This window comes from Gracilibacillus massiliensis (assembly GCF_001458115.1).
GTDB lineage: Bacteria > Bacillota > Bacilli > Bacillales > Amphibacillaceae > Gracilibacillus > Gracilibacillus massiliensis.
The window spans coordinates 1,528,866-1,551,407 of record NZ_CZRP01000013.1; the positions used below are offsets into that span (position 1 = coordinate 1,528,866).

The following is a 22,542-nucleotide window of genomic DNA, read 5'->3' on the forward strand; positions in this document are numbered from 1 at the left end:
AATAAATTGAAAAATGCAATTTGGATTATAGGTACGATTCTTGCTCTTTGCATTTCTGGGTATTCTTTAGTTCAGTATTTTGTATTAGGACCTAGTAAGTCTGGATTTGTTATGTCAAAAATTCAAATGGGCGACGTATTAAACCAATTTTGGTACATTATGTTATACATTCATGCATTCTCAAGTTTACTTGCTTTAGCATTAGGACCTTTTCTTTTATCTAGGAAAATAAGAAATAAAAATAGAGAAAGACATAAACTTTTTGGAAAAGTGTATTTAACTTGTATATTATTTGGGGGAATGACTGGTTTTTATTTATCCTTTGAAGCAACAGGTGGCCTAATATCTACTTTAGGATTTGGCTTCCTAGCATTTTTCTGGCTTTTAACTGGTGGTATGGCTTTTTATAAGATCAAACAACGAAAAGTCCAGCAGCACCGTAAATGGATGATTCGGAATTACTTATTAACCTTTGCTGCGGTCACACTTAGGCTATGGCTTCCTTTATTCGTATTAACCGCTGGGATCGAAAACTATGAAACAAGCTATACAATCATATCTTGGTTATGTTGGGTACCGAATCTTCTTGTAGCAGAGCTCTACGTACGGAAAATGAGTACTACTTTAAAAAATGATCCACTTGATCAATCATATGCTTAAATATAATTGCATAGATATTTTTCAAAGCTCTCAAAGAAGAACCTTTTACTTGCACCTGTTCCAATTTCCAATTCTACATTGATATTTAAATTTTTAAGAAAAACCGGGAAAAGCTCATTATAGCGTAGGCCGTCCTCTTCCACTCCTACGGGATGATTTTCGCCTAAGATCCACTTTAGAAAGCGATCTGTGCTTACTAAAGTTAGCTTAGTCGAAAATCCCGTGGAAAGGGAAGTGGACAGCCGTAGTGGTGGCTTCATATACGCTACAATTCAAAATGGCTACATTGAAAATACGTTGATATCGCGGATCATATACTTTCCTTGCTTATTATAAAAAAGGCACTATAGAGAGATCTCTATAGTGCTTCTTCTTCAATATCAGTCATTAACGTAAGGTAATAAAGCCATTTGACGAGCACGTTTAATTGCTCTTGTCAATTTACGTTGATATTTTGCAGAAGTTCCTGTTACACGACGAGGAAGAATCTTCCCACGTTCTGAAACGAATCTTCTTAATAGATCAACATCTTTGTAGTCGATGTGTGTAATACCGTTCGCTGTAAAGAAACACACCTTACGACGCTTTGCGCGTCCACGACGAGCTGCCATAATCAAAAACCTCCTTTAAATTAAAATGGTAAATCATCATCAGAAATATCTACCGGCTCTCCACTATCTTGGAATGGATTGTCGCCACTATTATTTCCTTGATTATTTTGGTTATTGTTTTGATTGTTATTATTCTGATTAAATTGATTCTGGTTTGCTTGACTCGGTTGGTTCTGATTCGGATTTTGATTATATCCTTGAGATCCCTGTGTATTAGGTTGTCCACCACCAGATCCACCTCTTGATTCTAAGAACTGGATTGAATCTGCTACTACTTCTGTCATGAAGACTCGCTGACCTTCCTGATTATCAAAGCTACGAGTTTGAATTCGACCGTCTACACCGATTAAGCTTCCTTTACCCATGTAGTTTGCAAGATTTTCCGCTTGCCTTCTCCATGTTACACAGTTGATAAAGTCTGCTTCTCGCTCACCTTGTTGATTAGAGAAAGGTCTGTTACAAGCTACTGTGAAATTAGCTACGGCTACGCCATTTGGTGTATAACGTAAATCAGGATCTTTCGTTAACCTGCCGACAAGCACGACACGATTTAACATCAGAACCACTCCTTATTATTGTTCGTCTTCGCGAATTGCCATGTAACGTAAAATGTCATCAGAGAATTTCGCTTGACGATTAAATTCGTTAATTGCTGTTTCGTCACCTTTAAAGTTAATAATTACATAATATCCATCACGGTGATCGTTGATTTCATAAGCAAGACGTTTCTTACCTACTTCTTCAACTTTCTCAATTTCCGCTCCATTGTTCGTAAGGTAACCACTGAAACGCTCTATTAAAGCTGTTTGAGCTTCCTCCTCGATATTTGGGCGGATGATGTACATGATTTCGTATTTATTCATCCGTTTACACCTCCTTTTGGTCTTGGCGGCTCTATTTTGGTAAATAGAGCAAGGAGTAATAGTCTCATTACTCACAATAAGATATTATACCAATTTTTCTTAATCAATGCAAATATTAATTAAGTTAACTTGTCGAAAGTGATCCTGTTATACGTTGAAACGGAAGTGCATAACGTCTCCGTCTTTTACTAAATAATCCTTACCTTCTAATCGTACTTTCCCTTTTTCTTTGGCAGCTTGTTCGGACCCAGCTTCAACCAAGTCATCGTAAGATACCGTTTCTGCACGAATAAAGCCTTTTTCAAAGTCACTATGGATAATACCTGCTGCCTGTGGTGCTTTGATACCTTTTTTAAAGGTCCATGCTCGTACCTCTTGCACACCTGCTGTAAAGTATGTTGCTAATCCCAACAATTGATAGGTAGCTTTAATCAATTGATCTAATCCTGATTCCGCTATACCTAACTCTTCTAAGAACTCTTCTTTCTCTTCACCATCTAATTCAGCAATTTCCGATTCTACTTTTGCGCTAACAACAATAACTTCTGCTTCGTCTTTCCTAGCAAAATCTTTCACTAGCTGTACATATTGATTGTTGTCCACTTCTAATAATTCATCTTCACCTACATTGGCTACATACATGACAGGTTTACTTGTTAGTAAATGGAGTCCCTTCACCAATTTTTGTTGTTCCTCATTAAACTCTACTGCACGAGCGGGGATCTCCTCTTCAAATCCGTCTCTTAATTTAGTAAGGACTTCTAATTCGGCCATTGCTTCTTTGTCTTTTTGTCTTGCCATTTTTTCGACACGTTGAATTCTTTTTGATACTGTTTCTAAATCAGCTAGGATCAACTCTAAATTAATGGTTTCGATATCTGAAATAGGATCTACTTTTCCAGACACATGGGTAATATTGTCATCTTGAAAACAACGAACAACATGACAAATCGCATCAACCTGACGAATATGTGAAAGGAACTGATTACCAAGTCCTTCCCCTTTACTCGCACCCTTGACGATCCCAGCAATATCTGTGAATTCAAATGCAGTTGGAATGGTCTTTTTCGGTTTTACTAGTTCTGTTAATTTTTGCAGTCTTTCATCTGGAACTTCTACAATCCCAACATTGGGATCAATCGTACAGAATGGATAATTTGCTGATTCTGCACCTGCTTGTGTTATTGCGTTAAATAACGTTGATTTACCCACGTTAGGTAAACCAACAATTCCTGCTGTTAATGCCATGTAACTTTCACTCCTTAAGGATTCCGTCCATATGAACGTATCAGTCATACCAATTATAGTGATACTTTCTCTAATTGACAAGTTATTAATAAACGAAAATCAAGGGTTTTAGCCCCTTGATTTTTAACTTTCTTTTATATAAAAAAGCAATTTTGTATAAAAACAACTAGTAGAAAAAGAGAATTTGTTTCACGTGAAACATTTTTTATTCCGCATGTACAAGTACTTTTTTCATTTTTTGTTCAAATCGTTTGCGTGGGATCATGACACTATGTCCACAACCTTCACATTTCACCCGGATATCCATCCCCATGCGAATCACCTTCCAGCGATTTTCACCGCATGGATGAGGTTTTTTCATTTCTACTATATCATGTAACTGAAATTCTTTTCGTTCCATCTTATCACCTCTTCAACGCCCATGTTATTCATCCCCTATTATATTAGATTTTTTTATAAAATGGAAATAGTAAGATAGCGCAAAGTAAATATAAATTCACGATTCCGTATATCGGATATAACAATGCAATTAAAGTTGAAAACCCGATTTTTGTTAAAGGTGTTAATAGAACTAATACAACAAGGGCAATATGCCACATTTTATATTTAAGAAATCGAGCCAATCTTGTAACAAGTCCTAACATACTAGATATCGCTGTTGTGAAAATGGCAAACCATAATAAAATTGTCATGATGATGTACGTATAGTTAGGGTAATTTTTTAATATCGCAAACAATGGAATTTCATATAATATAATGATTTCGGATATTTGAATTAAACTATTGTTGTATAAATACGAAGTAAGGCCAAGTATGAGACCACTACCAATACTGGCGATGAAGATTTCCCCTTTTGATTTTATCTTGTCTCCTACTGCCCCTATCACAGCCAAAATAGATAAAATATTTAATGCAGTGAAAGTAAATGCAGCCGTCCAATTTGCTTGATGATCAAGCGCTAATAAAAAGGTTAATTTTTGATCAAACGTATAAATTAATAGAATAGATAACAAACCAACAATCAACAAAGGTAAAATGACAACATTGAAAGTAAGTATACCATTGATACCTTTTACAAATAGGATGATGATAAAAACAACAATAAATAGAATTCCAACCCATTTGGAAAGGAAAATCGCTTCAAATGTTGCTCCACTGCCAGCGATCATAACTACAGTAGTAGACATTAAATAAAAGAAAATGAGAACGTCATAAAATCTAGCTACTTTGTTTCCTAATATAATTTCTAATAAGTTATAATAATTTTCAGTTTTATTCTGATAACTAACCATCATTGTAATCGTAACGGAACAGATGAATAATATGGTAAACAATAGGATAGCTAGTCCACTTTCATGTCCAAAAAACTGCCATAACTCCCTTCCTGACGCATATCCTGCCCCTACCATTGTTCCGATGATTAAGAACATCCATTTCAAGCCTGATTTCCACATACCTTTGCCTCCAAAAAGCTTTAGATATATTAAAAATATGCGACAGAGGACAAAGGTATGTGATAAATTTTTAACTTAAATGAGAAAAGAATAGCTAAAATAAAATAGGATAAAAATAAATATAGCTGGCAGGAAGTCTCCTATTTTGATTTTTGTGATATTTAGAATGTTTAAGCCGATTACTAGTATTAATAAGCCACCAATAGCCGTCACTTCGTTAATAAAGCCATCTAAGACTTGTTGGGGTAGCCATTTATTAATTTGTACTGCTAACAAAGCGATAGAGCCCTGATAAAGTACTACAGGAATTACCGAGAAAATCACACCATAACCTAATGTTGTCGTTAATACCATTGCCATAAAGCCGTCTAAAAAAGCTTTGGTGATTAGTACCTCATGGTCTCCTCTTAATCCACCATCAAGCGCTCCTACAATAGCCATAGCACCGACAACAAATATTAAGCTAGCCGTAATAAAACCTTCTGTTAAATTACTTTTTCCTTTTTTATTCACTGTTCGTTCTATTTTTTCACCGATGATATTTAACTTATCTTCGAGATGAATACCGGATCCGATTACTGCTCCAATTAATAGACTTAATAGAATCAAGACAATATTTTCAGCTTGAATCGCCATTTGTATTCCTATTAACGAAACTACTAACCCTATGCCTTGCAATGCAGTTGTTTTCATTCTTTCTGGTATATTTGTAAAAACAAGTCCTAAAACAGTTCCTATAATAATACATAACCCATTGATTAATGTTCCTAATAATGCCACACTCTTTTCACCTTCTTCCACTATAATGAAAAGGTCTGATTATTTGTGTTTAGCAAACAATCAGACCATTACTTAATCCATTTTATCCAGAATACGATTTAAATCATCATCCGAGAAAAATTCGATTTCTATTTTTCCTTTGCGTTTGCCTTTGTTTATTTTAACGTTTGTCCCAAAGAAGTCTTTTAAATGATTTTCTCTTTCCACAATAAAAACGTCTTTTATCTCTTTCTTTTTCTTTTGCTTCACGGGTTGATTATTTAACTCATTGATTAGCGCTTCAACTTGACGAACGTTTAATTTCTCTGTTGTTATTCGCTTTGCCACAGGTTTGATTTTTTGCTTATCTTTTAAGCCTAAAAGTGCTCTCCCATGTCCCATCGATAATTCACCATGACTTATTTGAGCAATAATATCTTCAGGCAAACTTAGCAAGCGTACTAGATTCGCAATATGTGACCTACTCTTCCCCAGCCGTTTAGCCAATTCATCCTGGGTTGTCCCTAATTCATTAATGAGACGATCATATGCTGTCGCTTCTTCAATTGGTGATAAATCCTCACGTTGAATATTTTCTAATAGCGCTAATTCCATCATTTGCTCATCTGTTAAATCTTTGACAACAACAGGAATAACTTCTAAATTAGCTTCTTTTGCTGCTCGGAATCGTCTTTCGCCAACAACGATTTCGTAACCTCGAATACTTTTTCTGACAATAAGTGGTTGCAATATACCATGCTGAATAATAGATTCCTTTAATTCCTCAATTGCATCAGCTTCAAAGACTTTTCTAGGTTGATATGGATTTGGTCGACATTTTTTTAATTCAACCTCTTCAATATTATCGGACTCTTTTTCCTCTATTTCAGGGAAAAAGGCATCTAATCCTTTCCCTAATCCTCTAGCCATCCGCAATCACTTCCTTCGCTAAATCAAGGTATACTTCTGCACCTCTCGACTTAGAATCATATGTTATTATTGGTTGCCCATGACTTGGTGCCTCTCCTAAGCGAACATTTCTTGGTATTACAGTTTGATAGACTTTATCCTGGAAGTATTTCTTTACTTCTTCTATTACCTGTAAACCTAAATTCGTTCTGGCATCTAACATTGTTAGTAGAACACCTTCAATCATTAATTCTTTGTTTAAATGCTTTTGTACTAAACGAATGGTGTTTAGCAATTGACTAAGACCTTCTAATGCATAATATTCACATTGCACAGGTATTAAGACAGTATCAGATGCGGTTAACGCATTGATGGTCAATAACCCTAGTGAAGGAGGACAATCTATAATAATAAAATCATATTGATCTCTTATATTATCAATTGCTTTTTTTAATCGCACTTCACGTGAAATTGTCGATACTAGTTCAATTTCCGCTCCAGCTAACTGAATGGTAGCAGGAATAATATCCAAATTAGGAATTTCCGTATGTATGCACACTTTACTAGTTTCTATATCATCTACTAATACATCATAAATACAGTGGCTAACATCTGCTTTATTAACCCCTACACCGCTAGTAGCATTTCCTTGCGGATCGATATCTACTAATAATATTTTTTTATCGAAATGTGCTAATCCTGCACTCAAGTTAACTGAAGAAGTTGTTTTGCCGACGCCACCCTTTTGGTTTGCAACGGCTATTACTTTTCCCATGATGCCACCTACCTCTTGCTTCATTTCCTTTTATTTTATCACTAATTCAAACAAATAAATAATTGTTTTTATAAAAAGTTAATAAATAGTTCTATTGATTCAAAAACGATAACTACTAGATCCTATTGTTATCATAAAACAACCCATCTTTGTGATTTCTTAAAGATGGGTCTGTTCTAACATCATTTTTTCTTAGGGATTTTAATAGTTATTTGATAAAAGTCCTCATGATCTTGTTCATCTGTTTCCAAATCAACACCTGTATCAGACACCATGTCTAAGGATTGCCTGATTGTATTCATAGCGATACGCATATCTTTATTGATTCCTTTAAGACGCGGTTTTTTAGGCTTCTTTTTATCTGCCATTAATCGATCAATTTGTGCTTCTGTTTGCTTCACATTTAAATCTCTATCGATGATTTGCTGTAATACTTTTAATTGAAGCTCTTCGCTTTTTAAACCGATTAACGCTCGTGCATGTCTTTCTGTAATCACTTTTTGTAAAATTGCCTGTTGCACCTCATCAGGTAATTTTAGCAGTCTCATTTTATTCGCTATCGTAGATTGACTTTTCCCTAACCGTTGTGCAAGTGCTTCTTGTGTTAATTCGTGCATTTCGATTAATTTATCATAGGCAATAGCTTCTTCGATTACTGTCAGTTCCTCACGTTGCAGGTTTTCTATTAATGCAACCGATGCGGTCTCCTTATCCGTCATTTCACGAATAATGGCAGGTATCTTTTCCCAATCAAGACTTTTTGCTGCACGCCAACGTCTTTCACCTGCAATAATTTCATATTTGTCTATTTCATTTTCGATTGGGCGAACGACAATCGGTTGAATCATACCATGTGTATGTAACGTTTGTGCTAATTCTTTGATCTTTTCTTCATTAAATATTGATCTTGGTTGGTAACGATTTGCTTCAATTGAGTCAATCTTCAAGAATAATACTTCATCTTGTAAACTCTCTGTATCTTCTATAAAGTCCTCTTCTACTTTGTCACCAATACCAAAAATACGACCAAATGGGTGTAACATAATCAACACCACCTTTTTTTTCTTCACCTAATTTATAAAAATAAAAAACTATTTTACCTGCACAATTAATATATATTAAAGTATAAAATGGGAAAACTTGCTTAAAACAGGGATTTAAGCAAGTCATTGAAGCCGTTTTATATTCCAAAATGTTTCACGTGGAACATAACTAGTAATCTGTTACTATCATTTTATCACAAAAATACAAAAAGCGATAAAAAATATAAATTATTTTTAAAAATTAACATTTGTCACGGGGTATTATAAAGGATTTTTATTCGGAACACCTGGTTTCCGCGGAAATTTCTTAGGTGTTTTTCTCTTTTTATCGATAATTAATATATTTCGTTCCCCATTATTTTCCGGTAGAATAAAATGTTCGACTTTATTTATTTTGCCACCAAGTAACTCAATAGCATCTTCCGCATCATTTAATTCCTCTTCAATATTAGAACCTTTCATCGCAATAAACGTTCCATTGGTTCGGAGTAAAGGTAAACATAATTCAGACAGAACTGATGTTCTTGCAACTGCACGGGCCAACACTACATCAAATTTATGTCTGAATTTATCATTAATGCCAAACAATTCAGCACGGTCATGATAGAAGGACACACCTTCCAATTCTAATTCTGAGGCCAAGTGATTTAAAAAAGTAATTCGTTTCTTTAATGAGTCAACAATCGTCACCTTTAAATTTGGAAACAATATTTTTAAGGGGATACTGGGAAAACCTGCCCCAGCCCCCACATCGCATACATGTAATTCATTCGAGAAATCAAAATAAAATGCTGCTGTTAATGAATCGAAAAAGTGTTTAGCATATACTTCTTCTCGTTCTGTTATAGCTGTTAAATTCATTTTTTCATTCCACTCAACTAATGTATGGAAATATGTGTCAAATTGTTGTAATTGTTGATCGGAAAGCGTGAAGCCTTCTTTCTTTAAATATGCTTGGAAAGACTGGAGATTCATTCTTCCACTCCTCTTTTATTCATTCGATACTTTAGCTACATTCCCTTGTTCAATATAAACTAATAAAATCGATACATCTGCAGGATTTACACCTGAAATTCTTGAAGCTTGCGCGACTGATAACGGTCGCACTTGTTTTAGTTTCTCTCGTGCCTCTGTTGCTAATCCGCTAATATCATCGTAATTAATGTTATCAGGTATCACTTTATTCTCCATTTTTTTCATTCGCGCTACCTGTTGATTTGATTTTGAAATATACCCTTGATACTTAATTTGAATCTCGACTTGCTCTTTCACATCATACGCTAACTCTTTCTCAGAAGGAGCCACCTGCTGAATTACATCATAGGTAACTTCAGGTCTTTTTAATAAATCATACGCTAAAATACCATCTTTCAACCTTGTACCACCAATCGATTCCATTAATTGCTGTAATTGTTCTGTCGGTTTTAATCGGATGTTACTTAATCGCTCTTTTTCTTCTTCTATAAGTTGTTTCTTTTCTTCAAATCGATTAAAACGTTCTTCCGAAATCAGACCGATACGATGACCAATTTCTGTTAGTCGTAAATCCGCATTATCATGGCGTAATAACAAACGATATTCGGCACGAGATGTTAATAGTCGATATGGTTCATTTGTACCTTTTGTTACAAGATCGTCAATTAACACACCAATATAAGCCTGAGAACGATCTAAAATTAACGTCTCTGCATCTAAAGCCTTTGCTGCTGCATTGATACCGGCCATCAGACCTTGCCCTGCTGCTTCCTCATAACCCGATGTTCCATTAATTTGTCCAGCTGTATAAAGTCCTTCGACATTTTTAACTTCTAATGTAGGCCATAATTGAGTTGGTACTACTGAATCATACTCAATCGCATAACCACCACGCATGATTTCCGCTTCTTCTAAACCAGGTATACTTCGTAAAATTTCTCGTTGAACATACTCTGGTAATGAAGTAGATAACCCTTGGACATACACTTCATCTGTGTTCCGTCCTTCAGGCTCTAAGAAAATTTGATGACGTGGTTTATCGTGAAAGCGAACAATTTTATCTTCAATTGATGGACAATATCGAGGTCCTGTGCCTTTAATCATCCCTGAATACATCGCAGATAATCCTAAGTTGTCATTAATAATTGCATGGGTGTTTTCATTAGTGTACGTTAACCAGCAAGGAATTTGATCGACAATTTCTTCTGTAGTTTCATAGGAAAAATGTTGTGGATTGTCATCCCCTGGCTGAATTTCTGTTTTCGAATAATCTATCGTATGATTATTCACCCTTGGTGGCGTTCCCGTCTTAAAACGAACCAGATCAAAACCGATTTTCTCAAGATTTTCTGCTAATTTCACACTGGCACGTTGGTTATTCGGACCACTTTCATAAGAAATATCACCAGTAATGACACGTCCACGCATAAAAGTACCTGTCGTAATAATGACAGATTTAGCACGATACAGTGCTTTCGTTTCTGTGATAACACCTTTACACTCACCATCTTCAACAAGCAGTTCTTCCACCATTCCCTGACGAAGCGTCAAATTCTTTTCTTGTTCTAACGTCTTTTTCATTTCTTGAATATATAATGGTTTATCTGCTTGTGCTCGTAACGCTCTTACTGCGGGTCCCTTACCAGTATTAAGCATCCTCATTTGAATATAGGTCTTATCTATCACTTTGCCCATTAAACCGCCTAACGCATCTATTTCACGCACAACAATCCCTTTTGCAGGGCCACCAATTGATGGATTACATGGCATAAAGGCAATCATGTCTAAATTTAATGTTAAAATTAATGTTTTCGCACCTCTTTTGGCAGCAGCATAAGCAGCTTCTACCCCTGCGTGTCCTGCACCGATTACGATCACATCATACTGACCAGCTTCATAAGTTGACATTGCTGATCCTCCTTTAATTTTCTTATTTTCCTAAACAAAATTGGGAGAACAATTGATCAATTAAACTATCCTGCATTGTATCTCCAACAATTTCACCTAACAATTCCCAAGCCCTTGTTACATCAATCTGCACTAAATCAATCGGCATATCTGCATCCATTGCCTCTGCTGCATCCGTTAAAGCTGTTAACGTTTGTTGCAACAGTTGAATATGGCGAACATTGGATACATAGGAGAGATCACCAGCATCTAATTCTCCTTCAAAAAAAGTATCTGCAATCGCTTCTTCTAGATCGTCCATCCCTTTATCTTCAATTAAGGCAGTAGTGATTACTTTTTGATCAGCTGCGAGCTGTTTTACTTCCGCTACATCCAGTTTCGCTTCAAGATCGGTTTTATTCACAATCACAATATATTCTAATCCTTCGACTGCCTTAAAAAGATTACGATCTTCCTCTGTAAGTTCTTCCCCATAGTTTAACACTAACAAAATTAAATCCGATTCTTTTAAAGCTTGACGCGAACGTTCGACACCAATTCTTTCTACAATATCTTCCGTTTCTCGAATACCTGCAGTGTCCACTAATCTAAGCGGAATCCCGCGAACATTGACATATTCCTCAATAACATCCCTTGTGGTACCTGGAATATCGGTAACGATTGCTTTTGTCTCTTGAACAAACGCATTTAACAAGGAGGATTTTCCAACATTCGGGCGGCCAATGATTGCCGTGGCAATTCCTTCACGTAAAATCTTCCCTTGTTTCGCCATGCTTAGAAGTTTTTCAACTTCTTGATATACTTCTTGAGTTCGCTCTCTCAACATCTGATGGGACATCTCTTCGACATCATCATATTCTGGGTAATCGATATTAACTTCCACATGTGCAACAGTTTCTATTAATGTTTGTCGTAATTGATGTACCAGTTTTGATAATTTACCATCTAATTGTTTAAGTGCAATGTTCATCGCTTTATCTGTTTTAGCACGAATCAAGTCCATGACAGCTTCTGCTTGTGACAAATCAATTCTACCATTCAAAAAAGCACGTTTGGTAAATTCACCAGGTTCTGCAAGACGTGCCCCATGCAACAATACATGTTCTAACAAGCGATTAACAGATGCCAGACCGCCGTGACAATTGATCTCTACCACATCTTCTTTGGTAAAGGTTTTGGGTGCACGCATTACCGTGACCATTACTTCCTCCATCATTTCACCTGTTTGTCGATCAATCATCTTGCCATAATGAATCGTATGTGATTCCACCTGCTCTAGGTCTTTACCCTCAAAAAGTTTATTACTTATTGTTACAGCTTCTTCCCCACTCAATCGAACAATGGCTATCGCTCCTTCTCCAATTGGCGTAGAAATCGCTGCTATCGTATCTTTCTCCATATTTTCACCTCCATTTTTTAAGTCTCTCTATATTAATCACTCATTTTTATCGTTTAGTGTCACTAACTTATTAGAATAGCACAAAACTATACCAATTGAAAAGATATCCACACTTAGTTTCTACTTTTTCTTTCAAAATATTTTATCCACATGTGAATAACTTTTAAAAACCAAAAACATTCACAACTTCAAGTTTTTCTTCGCCGAACTACTTCGTCGCTAAAATTTTATGCTTTCCTAACGTACAAAAAAAGCACGAGTAATCATTAATAATTACTCGTGCTTTTTCTTCTTATTTAGGTTTGATCACCACATACCGATTTGGTTCGGTACCTTGTGAATCTGTTTCTACTGCATTATTTTGCTGCAATGCCGTATGAATCACTTTACGCTCGTAGGATGGCATCGGTTCGATCTTAACATCTCTATTCGTTCGAGATGCTCGTTCAGCTAGACGCTCTGCTAGCGAAATTAATGTCTCTTTTCTTCTTTCACGATATCCTTCTGCATCGACTACTACCGTATAATATTTATCAGCATATTGATGCATCGCCAATTGTGCTAGATATTGAATAGCATTTAACGTTTGTCCTCGTTTTCCTATCAATAATGCTATTCTTTCACCAGTTAATTGGAAGGTTACGACATTTTGCTCCACCTTTATCGTGATTTTAACATCCACATTAAATTCAGAAATAATCGATTCTATATATTTCTGAAGTTTTTCGACTGGATCTTCATCTTTTGATACTTTCACAATTGCTCGTTTTGATCCAAATAGACCAAAGATACCTTTTTTACCTTCATCAATGACTTCGACTTTAGCTTGGTCCTCTGTGATGTTTAACTGCCTTAAAGCTGATTGGACCGCTTCTTCAACTGTTTGTCCAGTAGCAGTTAGTTGTCTCACTATTTTGTGCCTCCTGCATCCGCCTCATCACGTTTCATCATTGGGTTTTTAATCAACAATGTTTGCAATACCATAAAGATATTACCTACAACCCAATACAGTGCCAATGCTGATGGGAAGAAAATTGCAAATACCCCGATCATAATCGGCATCAAGTAAAGCATCATTGTCATTTGAGGCATCATAGAATTTTGTGTTGCTGTTGTACCAGCCATCATTAACTTTTGTTGTAAATAAGTAAAACCTGCTGTTAAAACAGGTAATATATAGTAAGGATCTGGTGAATCTAATCGGAACCATAAAAACACATGGCCGTCCAGTGCTCCTGTCCGCATAATTGCATGATAGAAAGCAATTAAAATCGGCATTTGTACAATAATTGGTAAACAACCTGCTAGTGGATTAACACCATTCTTCTGAAACAGTTCCATTGTTTCCTGTTGTAACTTTTGTTGTGTTTGTTGATCTTTAGAACTGTATTTTTCTCTTACCTTTTGTAATTCGGGCTGAATTGCTTGCATTGCTTTTGAACTTTTCAATTGTTTTATATTAAGTGGTAATAAAATGAAACGAATTAAAAGAGTTACCAGTACAATGGATAAGCCATAGCCATATTCAGCATTAAAAAATTCGGCTACATTTACAATTAACCATGATAAAGGGTATACAAAGTATTTATTCCAAATCCCTTCACTTTCTGGTGTAATGTCCTGGTCGATTTCAGTACAACCGGACAATAAAAGTATTACACCAACTAAACCCAATAATAATAGGAGCTTCTTACGCATCTTTATCCTCCTTAATTCCTTTACATACACGTTATTTATAGTTTTACATTTTACCACTACTTGCTAACAACAAGCTAGCAATAATAGAATAAAAATAAATAAACTACTTATCAATTAACAAAATGTTCATTTCTTTTCTAAAAGATTCGTTTTATATAATAAATGGTTCACACTTTTTTTTGTTTGGTGAAAGTCCATTTCTTTTGTCGGTTTCCTTGCAATAATGATTATATCATAACTTTTTTTTATATTTAGATCTAATTCGATAAAAACTTGTCTAATATAGCGCTTTACTTGGTTACGCACTACCGCATTACCGATTTTTTTACTAACAGATAAACCTACTCGATAATGATTCTGCTCACTTTTATGTAAATAGTAGATCACTAATTGTCGATTAGCAAAAGAAGCGCCCTTCTTAAAGACCTCTTGAAATTCACTATTTTTTTTAATTCTCCATGCTTTCTTCATTTTCGTGCGCCTCCATTAAAGCAAACATACTAAATTCCCAATAATGCCTTACATGGAAAAAGACCACTGAGTGTATCAGTGGCCTATGCAGACAATACTTTTCTACCCTTCTTACGACGACGAGCAAGTACTTTACGTCCATTTTTCGTGCTCATACGAGTACGGAATCCATGAACTTTTTTACGTTTACGATTATTTGGTTGAAATGTACGTTTCATTATATATTGCACCTCCCTGAGGAATTTAAAAATCATAATCGATTAGACAGTCTTACTCATTATACTGATAAATAAACTCAAATGTCAATGCCTACAACATAAAAAATAACGATCTACAAACTACGAAGTAATGAAAACTTCATCACATAAAGAATAATGATGAGTGAACTACCACCGCTACGGAAAAACACTCCCTTTCCGGGGGCACGGCTTCAGCTAACTTCGGAAAGAAAATCACTTTCCAAAGTGGATCTTCAGCTCGTGCTGTTCCCCCAGGAGTGTCGCATTTTTCCTCCGCTTTGTACAGATTTCTGTTCAAATATGATGAAATAACCTTTATTAACTATATTATAGCTGTTATTAACTTTGTCGCACTTTACTTAAGTGTAGTCCATTTACGAAGACTCCAGCGGGAACAGCGCGAGCTGAAGATCCCGCAGGAAAAGCGTTCTTTGCTTTTCTGAGGAAGCAGACCGACGTGCCCGCGGAAAGCGAAGTAAATGGACGGAGCTTTTGCATCCACTCATCAAAATTTCAAAGTGAGCAGTACAGGTAATTCGCAGTTTAGTTACTAAGCGAATTATCTTTCTTATACATAATCTCCATTTTAAACTATCGCCCTCTGTACCATAACAGTTCATCACGAAAATTGTACTATAACACATAACTGTGGATAACATTGAAAGCATAAACCGACTTAATCTTCCCTCTGTCGACAATTTACCCACAAAATAAGAACATGTGTAGGAAAAAAGTGCACATGTTGTCTAACTTGTGGATAACTCTTCATAAATCATTGCAATTCTTGTCTGAATTTGATATTATATTTGTGTTTTAGTTTGTTAATAATATAATTCAAAGTAACTCTTATCCACAGTCTGTGGATAATGTGTGGACAAAAGTTCACAGCTTGTATATTAGTTTATACACATCCATGTGGAAAACTTAATTTTTAGGTTTTCCGCTTTTTTATCAGTGTCATTCTATCCACATGTTATTATACATGTAGTGCTTGTATTTCCAGCAGTTGAAAGGAGGTAATTTCGTGGAAAACATAGAAGATTTATGGAGAAATACACTTGAAATTATTAAAGAAAAAGTTAGCAAACCCAGTTATGACACGTGGTTAAAAAATACTTCAGTAGATCAATTAAAAGAAGACACTGTTATTATTTCCGCTCCAAATGAATTTACTAGAGACTGGTTAGAATCTCGCTATACTATTATTATTGCCGAAGCTTTATATGAATTAACAGGAGCTAAATTAACCGTTAAATTTGTAATTCCAGAAAGTCTAGATGAAACAACAGAAGAATTTACTCAAATGAAAAAGAAAAAAACCGTTCCAAGCCAAAACAATGAATCGTCACCAAAATCGATGTTAAATGATAAATACACATTTGAAACATTTGTTATCGGATCTGGAAACCGATTTGCTCATGCTGCCTCATTAGCTGTAGCAGAAGCACCTGCAAAAGCCTACAATCCTCTATTTATATATGGTGGTGTTGGTTTAGGAAAAACACACTTAATGCATGCAATTGGCCATTATGTATTGGATCATAATCCAACAGCAAAAGTGGTATATTTGTCATCTGAAAAATTCACCAATGAGTTTATTAACTCGATCCGTGATAATAAAGCTGTCAATTTTCGAAATAAATATCGAAATGTAGATGTCCTACTAATAGATGATATTCAATTCCTAGCAGGAAAAGAACAAACACAAGAGGAATTTTTCCATACCTTTAATACATTACATGAAGAAAATAAACAAATTATTATTTCTAGTGATCGACCGCCGAAAGAAATACCTACATTAGAGGATCGATTACGTTCGCGTTTTGAATGGGGATTAATTACTGATATAACCCCTCCGGATTTGGAAACTAGAATTGCAATACTTAGAAAAAAAGCAAAAGCTGAAGGACTGGATATTCCTAATGAAGTCATGTTATACATTGCAAATCAAATCGATACGAATATTCGAGAATTAGAAGGGGCTCTTATACGCGTTGTCGCTTATTCTTCACTAATTAATCAGGATATTGATGCTTCTTTAGCTGCTGAAGCCTTAAAAGATATTATACCTTCATCAAGACCTAAAGTGATCACTATTCAACATATACAAGAGGAGATTGGTAAAAGGTATAACGTAAAACTTGAGGAATTTACGGCGAAAAAGCGAACAAAGTCGATTGCATTTCCAAGGCAAATTGCTATGTATTTATCTAGAGAATTAACGGATTTTTCCTTACCTAAGATCGGAGAAGAGTTTGGTGGGAGAGATCACACTACTGTTATTCATGCCCATGAAAAAATTACAAAACTTATGGGAAGCGATCAATTATTAAGTAAAGAGATAGAAGAAATAAAGGAACAATTGAAGTCAATGTAATTAATAGTGAGCTAACATTGGTTGTGTGAATTGTGGATAATTAATGCAAAGGCGCAAACATTTTATCCACATCTTAATAACTTGCCTTCCATCACACTTATCCACTTATCCACATAATCACAGGCCCTATTACTATTATTACGGTATTATATTAATAATAAATAAATATATTCCTCAAGGAGGATAAGAATGAAAATTGTAATTAATCGAGATAAATTAATAGAAAGTATTCAACATGTAACAAAAGCGATTTCCTCTAAAACGGCGATTCCGATTTTAGCTGGATTAAAAGTACAAGCAACTGCTAATGGTATTACTTTAACTGGAAGCAACTCAGATATTACGATTGAATCCTTTATACCTATAGAGGAAGAAGGCATTCAATTTATTGATGAAATCGAACAAGGTGAGATCATTGTTCATGCTAAGTATTTCCCTGAGATTATCCGTAAGCTACCTTCATCAACTGTAGAAATTAATGCAGATGAAAACTTACAGGTCACTATTCAATCAGGACATGCTGAATTTCATTTAAATGGACAGGATGCAGATGAATACCCGCAAATTTCTCAGATACAGACAGAAACAAATTTTGAATTACCAATCAATTTAATTAAAGATATGATTAAACAAACGGTATTTGCGGTTTCAACTTCTGAAACAAGGCCAATCTTAACAGGGGTGAATATAAAAGTAGAAGGCGATCACTTGCATTTTATAGCAACAGATAGCCATCGTTTAGCAGCAAACAAATTACCCTTGAATGATACAATCGGTGAGTTTCCTTTTGATCAAGTTGTGATCCCTGGGAAAAGTTTAACTGAATTAAGCAAAATATTAGATGACACAGAAGATAAACTTCAAATAAGTATTTCAGAAAACCAAATAGCATTTCAAACGAACCATTTATATTTTCTTTCTCGACTATTGGACGGAAAATATCCGGAAACATCTCGTTTAATTCCTGAAGAAAGTAAAACCGTCATTCATGCGGACACGAAAACACTGCTTCAAGCAGTTGATCGTGCATCATTATTAGCCAAAGATAACCATAATAATGTGATTAGATTACAAACAAAAGATAACCAAACGGTTGAAATATCTAGTAACTCTCCAGAAATCGGAAAAGTAGAAGAAGAAATAACTGTAGCTAAAATTGATGGGGAAGAACTTAAAATTTCATTTAGTTCAAAATATATGATCGATGCGTTAAAGATTATGGAGAGCGATCAAGTGAAAATAGAATTTACTGGAGCAATGAGGCCATTTATTATCAAACCGATTGATCATGATCAAATATTACAATTAATTTTACCTGTACGAACGTTTTAACAAGAAAGAGGAACAAACCATTTGTTCCTCTTTCTACTGTTTAAAAAGAATAAAAATAGAAAATTAGTAGGTTTACTTTTCTAATTGACAAATGTTTAGTAAAATAGATAGAAGGGCTATACTAATTATCAATATCTTTGTTAACTAAAAGTAGGTGGAAAAATGAAAGAAAACATTGAAATATCAACAGAGTATATCCAACTCGGTCAACTTCTAAAATTAGCAAACATTTTAGAATCTGGTGGCATGATTAAAGTTTTTTTACAAGAAAATGGTGTCTATGTAAACGATGAATTAGAAACAAGACGAGGTAAAAAACTTTATCCGGGGGATACAGTCTTTGTCGAAGATGTTGGTACGTTCGTGGTATCAAAAAGTGCGCAATAAGGTTAAATTCGAAAGGAAATTCGAATGCATATACAACAATTAAGTTTAACCAATTATCGTAATTATCCTCAATTATCTGTTGATTTTGATGATAAAATAAATGTCTTTATTGGGGAAAATGCTCAAGGTAAAACAAACCTCATGGAAGCGATCTATGTATTAGGTTTCTCAAAATCACATCGTACAACAAAAGATAAAGAATTAATTCAGTGGGAGCAAAACTATGCTAAAATAGAAGGTAGTATATTTAAGAGACAACAAAAATTCCCATTAGAGATACAAATTAATAACAAAGGTAAGAAAGCTAAATTAAATCATCTCGAACAGAAACGCCTTAGTGACTACATTGGTGCATTAAACATTGTTATGTTTGCTCCTGAAGATCTTAACCTTGTCAAAGGTAGTCCTCAAATCAGAAGGCGTTTTATTGATATGGAAATTGGACAAATTCAACCCATTTATATTTATCACCTTGGACAATATATCAAAATCTTAAAACAAAGAAATCATTTGCTTAAACAGTTACAAAAACGAAAAAACAATGATGTAACAATGCTACGGGTTTTAACAGACCAAATGATCGAACATGCCGCTATTATTTTAGAAAAACGTTTCCTATTTATGAAACGTTTACGATCATGGGCATTTGAAATACATAAAGGGATTAGTAGAGGCATAGAAGAACTGAATCTTCAATATGCTGCTACCATTGATGTATCAGAGGATGACAATAAGGAAAAAATAATAGAAGTGTTGCAAGAAACATTTACTACAATTGAGCATAAAGAAGTGGAACGCGGAACAACGTTAATAGGCCCACATCGAGATGATCTGCTATTCTATGTGAACGATAAAAACGTGCAAACATATGGGTCACAGGGCCAACAAAGAACAACAGCACTATCTTTAAAACTGGCAGAAATTGAACTTATTTACCAAGAAATAAATGACTATCCGATTTTGCTTTTAGATGATGTGTTAAGCGAATTGGATGATTTTAGGCAATCTCATTTATTAGATACGATTGAAGGGAAAGTTCAAACCTTTGTCTCCACAACTAGTGTGGACGGTATTGATCATCAAACACTAGAAAAGGCAGAGATTTTTAAAATAGATAAAGGAAAAATAATTGAGTAAAAAGTAGGGATATCATGTTTATTCACATTGGAGATGACCATGTCATCCAATCTAAAGATGTGATTGGAATCATTGATTATAGTTTAGTAACGTCCTCAACGATAAATGAGGAAATGCTTGAACAATTAAAAGCAAAAGAGCAAGTCGTTGTGTCTGATGAAGAGCTTACAAAGGCAGTAGTGATAACTGCTGATCAAGTTTATTACAGTCCTTTATCTGTTTTAACATTGAAGAAACGAGCAAGTATGATTTCAACAATTAGTCGGTTAGAGGATTACTCAGAAGCAAGTGACGAAGAATAGATAATCAAAGAGAAAATGCAGGTGATTTTAAATGACAATGGAAGAAAATTTACCAATAGAGCAAGCCTATGATGCGGACCAAATACAAGTATTAGAAGGCTTAGAAGCAGTACGAAAAAGACCAGGTATGTATATCGGGTCTACTAATGAAAGAGGGTTACATCATCTAGTCTGGGAGATTGTCGATAATAGTATCGATGAGGCATTAGCAGGATATTGTGATCATATTCAAGTTTTTATTGAAGAGGACAATAGTATAACGGTTACCGACAATGGTCGTGGGATTCCTGTTAGTACACATGAAAAGACAGGACGACCTGCTGTAGAAGTAATTATGACTGTATTACACGCTGGGGGTAAATTCGGTGGCGGTGGTTATAAAGTATCTGGTGGGCTGCACGGTGTAGGGGCTTCGGTTGTAAATGCCCTATCAAGTGAATTAGAAGTCTATGTTCATCGTGATGGACAATTACATCATTTGAGTTTTAACAGAGGTAAGCCAAATAATGACTTACAAGTAATCGGTGAAACAGATATCTCTGGTACCAAAACTCATTTTAAGCCAGATCCGGATATTTTCACTGAAACCATTGAGTTCCAGTATGATATTTTAGCTACCAGGTTACGAGAACTTGCCTTTTTAAATAAAGGTTTATCGATCTCCATTCAAGATAAACGAGAAGACAGAGAATTAGAAACCTTTCACTACGAAGGTGGAATTGGTTCATATGTAGAACATTTAAATCGATCAAAAGAGGTTTTACATGAACCGTTTTACGCAGAGAAAGAAGAAGATAATATTCAAGTGGAAGTTGCTTTACAATATAATGATGGTTTTGCAAGCAATATTTATTCGTTCGCAAATAACATCAGTACTCATGAAGGTGGGACGCACGAATCTGGGTTTAAAACAGGTTTAACACGTGTGATCAATGATTATGCTCGAAAGAAGAACTTATTTAAAGAAAATGATCCTAATTTAACAGGGGATGATGTCAGAGAAGGTCTAACTGCGATCATTTCCGTTAAGCACCCTGATCCTCAATTTGAGGGACAAACCAAAACAAAATTAGGAAATAGCGAGGCACGAACTATTACGGATTCAGCTTTTAGTGAGTTATTCTCGAAATTCCTTTTTGAGAATCCAGATACTGCCCGAATTATTGTCGATAAAGGTTTAATGGCTTCTCGAGCTCGAATTGCAGCTAAGAAAGCGAGAGAATTAACCAGAAGAAAAGGAGCTCTTGAGATATCCAACCTTCCTGGTAAATTAGCAGATTGTTCTTCACGAGATGCGAAGATTAGTGAGTTATATATCGTAGAGGGTGACTCTGCTGGTGGTTCTGCCAAACAGGGTAGAGATCGTCATTTCCAGGCGATTCTGCCACTTAGAGGTAAAATTCTGAATGTAGAAAAGGCAAGGTTAGATAAGATTTTGTCTAATAATGAGATTCGTTCGATGATTACAGCGCTTGGAACAGGCATTGGTGAAGAATTTGATATATCAAAGGCACGTTACCATAAAATTGTGATCATGACAGATGCCGATGTAGACGGAGCACATATCAGAACGTTACTGTTAACCTTTTTCTTTCGTTTTATGAGACCGTTAATTGATTATGGTTATGTCTATATTGCACAGCCGCCTCTTTATCAAGTGAAGCAAGGAAAAGCGGTCCATTATACTTACTCAGATAAAGAATTGGATCTTTTATTAGCGGAATTACCTAAACAACCAAGACCTGGCTTACAGCGTTACAAAGGTTTAGGGGAAATGAATGCAACCCAACTTTGGGAAACAACAATGGACCCTGACCAACGAACATTGTTACAAGTTAGTTTAGAAGATGCGATGGAAGCGGATCTCGTTTTTGACATGTTAATGGGGGACAAAGTGGAGCCGAGACGAAACTTTATCCAGGATAATGCCGTTTATGTGAAAAATTTAGATATTTAAACAATAGATAGAATCACTAGCGAAAGTTCACGTCTTCC

The 22,542-nt window shown here is 35.3% G+C and carries 24 protein-coding genes; 7 read left to right on the plus strand and 17 right to left on the minus strand.

Annotated features, from left to right (window positions below):
• Nucleotides 1-6 precede the first annotated feature (6 nt).
• A complete protein-coding gene (locus BN3107_RS18970; RefSeq protein ID WP_058309180.1) occupies nt 7-660 on the plus strand; it encodes a DUF2306 domain-containing protein in 654 nt (217 codons plus the stop codon).
• 380 nt (nt 661-1,040) lie between these two features.
• Here the strand turns inward: BN3107_RS18970 and rpsR are convergent, their stop codons facing one another.
• The 17 genes from rpsR to rpmH all read right to left on the minus strand — a co-directional run bounded on the left by rpsR (nt 1,041) and on the right by rpmH (nt 14,991).
• Complete coding sequence (rpsR, locus tag BN3107_RS18975; RefSeq protein WP_058309181.1) at nt 1,041-1,271, minus strand: 30S ribosomal protein S18; 231 nt, start codon at nt 1,269-1,271, stop codon at nt 1,041-1,043.
• 20 nt (nt 1,272-1,291) lie between these two features.
• Nucleotides 1,292-1,828, minus strand: coding sequence for a single-stranded DNA-binding protein (ssb, locus tag BN3107_RS18980; RefSeq protein ID WP_058309182.1), 537 nt, complete (start codon nt 1,826-1,828; stop codon nt 1,292-1,294).
• Between the two features lie 15 nt (nt 1,829-1,843).
• A complete protein-coding gene (gene rpsF, locus BN3107_RS18985) occupies nt 1,844-2,134 on the minus strand; it encodes a 30S ribosomal protein S6 (protein ID WP_058309183.1) in 291 nt (96 codons plus the stop codon).
• Between the two features lie 147 nt (nt 2,135-2,281).
• Nucleotides 2,282-3,382, minus strand: coding sequence for a redox-regulated ATPase YchF (gene ychF / locus BN3107_RS18990; protein ID WP_058309184.1), 1,101 nt, complete (start codon nt 3,380-3,382; stop codon nt 2,282-2,284).
• 205 nt (nt 3,383-3,587) lie between these two features.
• A complete protein-coding gene (locus BN3107_RS18995; RefSeq protein WP_058309185.1) occupies nt 3,588-3,782 on the minus strand; it encodes a DUF951 domain-containing protein in 195 nt (64 codons plus the stop codon).
• Between the two features lie 43 nt (nt 3,783-3,825).
• Entirely contained in the window at nt 3,826-4,836 is a 1,011-nt protein-coding gene (locus BN3107_RS19000) for a YkvI family membrane protein (RefSeq protein WP_058309186.1), read from the minus strand.
• A 75-nt stretch (nt 4,837-4,911) separates the two neighbouring features.
• Entirely contained in the window at nt 4,912-5,616 is a 705-nt protein-coding gene (locus BN3107_RS19005; protein ID WP_058309187.1) for a DUF554 domain-containing protein, read from the minus strand.
• A 72-nt stretch (nt 5,617-5,688) separates the two neighbouring features.
• A complete protein-coding gene (locus BN3107_RS19010; protein ID WP_058309188.1) occupies nt 5,689-6,525 on the minus strand; it encodes a ParB/RepB/Spo0J family partition protein in 837 nt (278 codons plus the stop codon).
• Nucleotides 6,518-7,279: a ParA family protein gene (locus BN3107_RS19015; protein WP_058309189.1), complete on the minus strand. Its 762-nt coding sequence runs from the start codon at nt 7,277-7,279 to the stop codon at nt 6,518-6,520. The genes BN3107_RS19010 and BN3107_RS19015 overlap by 8 nt, the downstream gene beginning before the upstream one ends.
• A 182-nt stretch (nt 7,280-7,461) precedes the next feature.
• On the minus strand, nt 7,462-8,322 hold the full coding sequence (gene noc / locus BN3107_RS19020) for a nucleoid occlusion protein (RefSeq protein WP_058309190.1): 861 nt from the start codon (nt 8,320-8,322) through the stop codon (nt 7,462-7,464).
• Nucleotides 8,323-8,583: 261 nt separating this feature from the next.
• Nucleotides 8,584-9,297, minus strand: coding sequence for a 16S rRNA (guanine(527)-N(7))-methyltransferase RsmG (gene rsmG / locus BN3107_RS19025; RefSeq protein WP_058309191.1), 714 nt, complete (start codon nt 9,295-9,297; stop codon nt 8,584-8,586).
• Nucleotides 9,298-9,312: 15 nt separating this feature from the next.
• Nucleotides 9,313-11,205, minus strand: coding sequence for a tRNA uridine-5-carboxymethylaminomethyl(34) synthesis enzyme MnmG (mnmG, locus tag BN3107_RS19030; protein WP_058309192.1), 1,893 nt, complete (start codon nt 11,203-11,205; stop codon nt 9,313-9,315).
• A 22-nt stretch (nt 11,206-11,227) separates the two neighbouring features.
• Nucleotides 11,228-12,604, minus strand: coding sequence for a tRNA uridine-5-carboxymethylaminomethyl(34) synthesis GTPase MnmE (gene mnmE / locus BN3107_RS19035; protein WP_058309193.1), 1,377 nt, complete (start codon nt 12,602-12,604; stop codon nt 11,228-11,230).
• Between the two features lie 292 nt (nt 12,605-12,896).
• Nucleotides 12,897-13,514 carry an RNA-binding cell elongation regulator Jag/EloR gene (jag, locus tag BN3107_RS19040; protein ID WP_058309194.1) on the minus strand — a complete coding sequence of 206 codons (618 nt, stop codon included), beginning with the start codon at nt 13,512-13,514 and terminating at the stop codon, nt 12,897-12,899.
• Complete coding sequence (gene spoIIIJ / locus BN3107_RS19045; RefSeq protein ID WP_058309195.1) at nt 13,514-14,302, minus strand: YidC family membrane integrase SpoIIIJ; 789 nt, start codon at nt 14,300-14,302, stop codon at nt 13,514-13,516. Before spoIIIJ ends, jag begins: the two co-directional genes overlap by 1 nt.
• 126 nt (nt 14,303-14,428) lie before the next feature.
• Complete coding sequence (gene rnpA / locus BN3107_RS19050) at nt 14,429-14,773, minus strand: ribonuclease P protein component (protein WP_058309196.1); 345 nt, start codon at nt 14,771-14,773, stop codon at nt 14,429-14,431.
• 83 nt (nt 14,774-14,856) lie between these two features.
• The gene (gene rpmH, locus BN3107_RS19055) at nt 14,857-14,991 is read right to left on the minus strand and encodes a 50S ribosomal protein L34 (protein WP_058309197.1); all 135 of its coding nucleotides are present in this window, start codon (nt 14,989-14,991) and stop codon (nt 14,857-14,859) included.
• A 1,045-nt stretch (nt 14,992-16,036) separates the two neighbouring features.
• Here rpmH and dnaA point away from each other — a divergent pair.
• From dnaA to gyrB, 6 genes are all read left to right on the plus strand, one after another.
• The gene (gene dnaA, locus BN3107_RS19060; RefSeq protein ID WP_058309198.1) at nt 16,037-17,389 is read left to right on the plus strand and encodes a chromosomal replication initiator protein DnaA; all 1,353 of its coding nucleotides are present in this window, start codon (nt 16,037-16,039) and stop codon (nt 17,387-17,389) included.
• 189 nt (nt 17,390-17,578) lie between these two features.
• Nucleotides 17,579-18,721 (plus strand): DNA polymerase III subunit beta, encoded by a 1,143-nt coding sequence (gene dnaN / locus BN3107_RS19065; protein WP_058309199.1) that lies wholly within the window; start codon nt 17,579-17,581, stop codon nt 18,719-18,721.
• A gap of 162 nt (nt 18,722-18,883) precedes the next feature.
• Complete coding sequence (gene yaaA, locus BN3107_RS19070; RefSeq protein ID WP_058309200.1) at nt 18,884-19,108, plus strand: S4 domain-containing protein YaaA; 225 nt, start codon at nt 18,884-18,886, stop codon at nt 19,106-19,108.
• Between the two features lie 24 nt (nt 19,109-19,132).
• Nucleotides 19,133-20,245: a DNA replication/repair protein RecF gene (gene recF / locus BN3107_RS19075; RefSeq protein WP_058309201.1), complete on the plus strand. Its 1,113-nt coding sequence runs from the start codon at nt 19,133-19,135 to the stop codon at nt 20,243-20,245.
• Between the two features lie 14 nt (nt 20,246-20,259).
• On the plus strand, nt 20,260-20,547 hold the full coding sequence (gene remB, locus BN3107_RS19080; protein WP_058309202.1) for an extracellular matrix regulator RemB: 288 nt from the start codon (nt 20,260-20,262) through the stop codon (nt 20,545-20,547).
• A 31-nt stretch (nt 20,548-20,578) separates the two neighbouring features.
• Nucleotides 20,579-22,504 (plus strand): DNA topoisomerase (ATP-hydrolyzing) subunit B, encoded by a 1,926-nt coding sequence (gene gyrB, locus BN3107_RS19085; RefSeq protein ID WP_058309203.1) that lies wholly within the window; start codon nt 20,579-20,581, stop codon nt 22,502-22,504.
• Nucleotides 22,505-22,542 lie beyond the last annotated feature (38 nt).